Source organism: Isoptericola sp. NPDC056618 (genome assembly GCF_042792715.1).
GTDB classification, from domain to species: domain Bacteria; phylum Actinomycetota; class Actinomycetes; order Actinomycetales; family Cellulomonadaceae; genus Isoptericola; species Isoptericola nanjingensis.
Map to the genome: position 1 here is coordinate 1 of NZ_JBHTVZ010000037.1, position 5,439 is coordinate 5,439.

Genomic DNA, 5,439 nt, shown 5'->3' on the forward strand with positions numbered 1-5,439 from the left:
GGAGCCGAGAGTGGTTCTGGTTCTGCGGTGTGCGTCGGTTGTTTGAGAACTCAACAGTGTGTTTGATAGTCAATGCCAAATTTTTGAACCCTTTGTGGTTCCTTTGGATCGGACTGAGCAGTTCAGCTTGGTCTGGCCAGTATCGTTGAATGCTGCGGGCTCTTTTGGGGGTTCGTGGTGTTTCTCTTCTTTTACGGAGAGTTTGATCCTGGCTCAGGACGAACGCTGGCGGCGTGCTTAACACATGCAAGTCGAACGGTGAAGTCCCAGCTTGCTGGGATGGATCAGTGGCGAACGGGTGAGTAACACGTGAGCAACCTGCCCTCCACTTCGGGATAAGCCTTGGAAACGGGGTCTAATACCGGATATGAGCCTGCATCGCATGGTGTGGGTTGGAAAGTTTTTCGGTGGGGGATGGGCTCGCGGCCTATCAGCTTGTTGGTGGGGTGATGGCCTACCAAGGCGTCGACGGGTAGCCGGCCTGAGAGGGCGACCGGCCACACTGGGACTGAGACACGGCCCAGACTCCTACGGGAGGCAGCAGTGGGGAATATTGCACAATGGGCGAAAGCCTGATGCAGCGACGCCGCGTGAGGGATGACGGCCTTCGGGTTGTAAACCTCTTTCAGCAGGGAAGAAGCGCAAGTGACGGTACCTGCAGAAGAAGCGCCGGCTAACTACGTGCCAGCAGCCGCGGTAATACGTAGGGCGCAAGCGTTGTCCGGAATTATTGGGCGTAAAGAGCTCGTAGGCGGTCTGTCGCGTCTGGTGTGAAATCCCGAGGCTCAACCTCGGGCTTGCATCGGGTACGGGCAGACTAGAGTGCGGTAGGGGAGACTGGAATTCCTGGTGTAGCGGTGGAATGCGCAGATATCAGGAGGAACACCGATGGCGAAGGCAGGTCTCTGGGCCGCAACTGACGCTGAGGAGCGAAAGCATGGGGAGCGAACAGGATTAGATACCCTGGTAGTCCATGCCGTAAACGTTGGGCACTAGGTGTGGGGCTCATTCCACGAGTTCCGTGCCGCAGCTAACGCATTAAGTGCCCCGCCTGGGGAGTACGGCCGCAAGGCTAAAACTCAAAGGAATTGACGGGGGCCCGCACAAGCGGCGGAGCATGCGGATTAATTCGATGCAACGCGAAGAACCTTACCAAGGCTTGACATGCACCGGAAACACTCAGAGATGGGTGCCCCGTAAGGTCGGTGCACAGGTGGTGCATGGTTGTCGTCAGCTCGTGTCGTGAGATGTTGGGTTAAGTCCCGCAACGAGCGCAACCCTCGTCCTATGTTGCCAGCGGGTTATGCCGGGGACTCATGGGAGACTGCCGGGGTCAACTCGGAGGAAGGTGGGGATGACGTCAAATCATCATGCCCCTTATGTCTTGGGCTTCACGCATGCTACAATGGCCGGTACAGAGGGCTGCGATACCGTAAGGTGGAGCGAATCCCAAAAAGCCGGTCTCAGTTCGGATTGGGGTCTGCAACTCGACCCCATGAAGTCGGAGTCGCTAGTAATCGCAGATCAGCAACGCTGCGGTGAATACGTTCCCGGGCCTTGTACACACCGCCCGTCAAGTCACGAAAGTTGGTAACACCCGAAGCTCATGGCCCAACCGGTTTTCCGGGGGGAGTGGTCGAAGGTGGGACTGGCGATTGGGACTAAGTCGTAACAAGGTAGCCGTACCGGAAGGTGCGGCTGGATCACCTCCTTTCTAAGGAGCATCTGATACCCCCTGTGGCGCTTCGTGCGTCGCTTCATTGCCTCGTCTGCCAGGTCTTCTGGTGGGTTCGGTGGTGGGGTGGGGGTCAGGCAGACCATCTGAGGCGCCGTTTGAGTGTCTGGTGGTTGCTCACGGGTGGAACATTGACTAGAAGGACCGGTTCGGCGTCTCGCTGGCCGGCTAGTACACACCACGGCTCTTCGGGGTCGGGTGGGGGAACGCTGGTGGTGGGGGGTTGGTCTGGTTCGCAAGCACACTGTTGGGTCCTGAGGCAATCGGCCGGCCTTGGTCGTCCTTCCCTGGTGGGTGGGGCGGGTGGGGTGGTGGGTGGTCTTGATGGATACGGGTCGTGGGCTGGTGTGAACCGCTCCCTTGGAGGGGGGTAGGCGTGCCGGGTGTCTGCGGGTCGTCCGTTGCTTGAGAACTGCACAGTGGACGCGAGCATCCCAGATGTTCAGTACTTGTTCCTCGTCTTCTTCTTTGAAGGGGTGGGGGGACGAGTTTTCTGATCTCTGTGAAATATTGTAGTGTGTCGAAGTTTTTAAGGGCACAGGGTGGATGCCTTGGCACTAGGAGCCGAAGAAGGACGTGGTAGCCTGCGATAAGCCTCGGGGAGTTGGCAAACGAGCTGTGATCCGAGGGTGTCCGAATGGGGGAACCCGGCTGGGGTCATGCCCAGTCACCTGCATCTGAATACATAGGGTGTAGGGGGGAACGTCGGGAAGTGAAACATCTCAGTACCGACAGGAAGAGATATTCCGTGAGTAGTGGCGAGCGAAAGCGGATGAGGCCAAACCGTGTGTGTGTCAAGCTGTCAGGCGTTGCACATGCGGGGTTGTGGGACCTTCTGACCAGATCTGACAGTCTGGTAGCCAGTAAGAAAGCCGTGTCATAGTCGAACCGCATTGAAAGGCGGACCGTAGTGGGTGTGAGTCCCGTAGACGAAATGGTGCGGCCTGGTTGAGGGGATCCCAAGTAGCACGGGGCCCGAGAAATCTCGTGTGAATCTGGCAAGACCACTTGCTAAGCCTAAATACTACCTAGTGACCGATAGCGGACTAGTACCGTGAGGGAAAGGTGAAAAGTACCCCGGGAGGGGAGTGAAATAGTACCTGAAACCGTGTGCCTACAATCCGTCGGAGCCTCCTTAGCAGGGGTGACGGCGTGCCTTTTGAAGAATGAGCCTGCGAGTTAGTGCTCGGTGGCGAGGTTAACCCGTGTGGGGAAGCCGTAGCGAAAGCGAGTCCGAATAGGGCGGTACAGTCGCCGGGTCTAGACCCGAAGCGAAGTGATCTAGCCATGGGCAGGTTGAAGCGCCGGTAAGACGGCGTGGAGGACCGAACCCACTTAGGTTGAAAACTGAGGGGATGACCTGTGGTTAGGGGTGAAAGGCCAATCAAACTTCGTGATAGCTGGTTCTCCCCGAAATGCATTTAGGTGCAGCGTCACGTGTTTCTTGCCGGAGGTAGAGCTACTGGATGGCTAATGGGCCCTACCAGGTTACTGACGTCAGCCAAACTCCGAATGCCGGTAAGACATAGCGTGGCAGTGAGACTGCGGGGGATAAGCTTCGTAGTCGAGAGGGAAACAGCCCAGATCATCGGCTAAGGCCCCTAAGCGTGTGCTCAGTGGGAAAGGATGTGGAGTTGCACAGACAACCAGGAGGTTGGCTTAGAAGCAGCCACCCTTGAAAGAGTGCGTAATAGCTCACTGGTCAAGTGATTCCGCGCCGACAATGTAGCGGGGCTCAAGTACACCGCCGAAGCCGTGGCACTCACACGTTAGCCCAGCACCAACTTGATTGGTGTTCAGGTGTGTGGGTGGGTAGGGGAGCGTCGTGTGGGCAGTGAAGCTGCAGGGTGACCTAGTGGTGGAGCCCACACGAGTGAGAATGCAGGCATGAGTAGCGAATGACGGGTGAGAAACCCGTCCGCCGAATGACCAAGGGTTCCAGGGCCAGGTTAATCCGCCCTGGGTAAGTCGGGACCTAAGGCGAGGCCGACAGGCGTAGTCGATGGACAAGGAGTTGATATTCTCCTACCGGCGAAGAACCGCCCATACCGAGCCCGGTGATGCTAACCATCCCAGACCACCACCGAGATCCTTCGGGATCTCACCGGTGGCGCGGCGTGGGACCCGAACCGGTAGTAGGTAAGCGTGTTAACAGGGGTGACGCAGGAAGGTAGCCCGGCGTGGCGATGGTAGTCCACGTCCAAGGTTGTAGCCCGCTTCGTAGGCAAATCCGCGAAGCACATAGGGTGAGAACTGATAGTGACCGCGTATGCGGGAATCGGGTGATCCTCTGCTGCCAAGAAAAGCCTCGACGCGAGGTTCTAGCCGCCCGTACCCCAAACCGACTCAGGTGGTCAGGTAGAGAATACCAAGGCGATCGAGCGAATCGTGGTTAAGGAACTCGGCAAAATGCCCCCGTAACTTCGGGAGAAGGGGGGCCCGATCCGTGAACACCCTTGCGGTGGGAAGCGGGGAGGGCCGCAGAGACCAGGGAGAAGCGACTGTTTACTAAAAACACAGGTCCGTGCGAAGTCGCAAGACGATGTATACGGACTGACGCCTGCCCGGTGCTGGAAGGTTAAGAGGACGGGTCAACTTCGGTGAAGCCCAGAATTTAAGCCCCAGTAAACGGCGGTGGTAACTATAACCATCCTAAGGTAGCGAAATTCCTTGTCGGGTAAGTTCCGACCTGCACGAATGGCGTAACGACTTCTCCGCTGTCTCAACCGCGAGCTCGGCGAAATTGCACTACGAGTAAAGATGCTCGTTACGCGCAGCAGGACGGAAAGACCCCGGGACCTTTACTATAGCTTGGTATTGGTGTTCGGTGTGGCTTGTGTAGGATAGGTGGGAGACTGTGAAACCCGGCCGCCAGGTCGGGTGGAGTCATCGTTGAAATACCACTCTGGCCATATCGACCATCTAACCTCGGTCCGTAATCCGGATCAGGGACAGTGCCTGGTGGGTAGTTTAACTGGGGCGGTTGCCTCCCAAAATGTAACGGAGGCGCTCAAAGGTTCCCTCAGCCTGGTTGGCAATCAGGTGTCGAGTGCAAGTGCACAAGGGAGCTTGACTGTGAGACCGACAGGTCGAGCAGGGACGAAAGTCGGAACTAGTGATCCGGCGGTGGCTTGTGGAAGCGCCGTCGCTCAACGGATAAAAGGTACCCCGGGGATAACAGGCTGATCTTGCCCAAGAGTCCATATCGACGGCATGGTTTGGCACCTCGATGTCGGCTCGTCGCATCCTGGGGCTGGAGTAGGTCCCAAGGGTTGGGCTGTTCGCCCATTAAAGCGGTACGCGAGCTGGGTTTAGAACGTCGTGAGACAGTTCGGTCCCTATCCGCTGCGCGCGCAGGAAACTTGAGAAGGGCTGTCCCTAGTACGAGAGGACCGGGACGGACGAACCTCTGGTGTGCCAGTTGTTCCGCCAGGAGCACGGCTGGTTAGCTACGTTCGGAAGGGATAACCGCTGAAAGCATCTAAGCGGGAAGCCTGCTTCAAGATGAGGTTTCCATCCCCCACGGGGGTGAAGGCACCCAGCTAGACCACTGGGTAGATAGGCCGGATGTGGAAGACAGGACCAAAGACTGTCGGAGCTGACCGGTACTAATAAGCCAACAACTTCACACACACTCAAACACTGTTTGACAATTGCATGCTACGCGTCCACTGTGCGGTTCCCGAGAAACGGGCACCACCCCC

The 5,439-nt window shown here is 57.5% G+C and carries 2 rRNA genes; both read left to right on the forward strand.

From position 1 onward, the window contains the following. Positions 1-190 precede the first annotated feature (190 nt). Positions 191-1,714: ribosomal RNA gene (locus ACFQ8T_RS21615) — 16S ribosomal RNA — on the forward strand. Between the two features lie 539 nt (positions 1,715-2,253). After that, positions 2,254-5,367, forward strand: a 23S ribosomal RNA gene (locus tag ACFQ8T_RS21620). The 16S and 23S rRNA genes sit together here, the layout of an rRNA operon. Positions 5,368-5,439 lie beyond the last annotated feature (72 nt).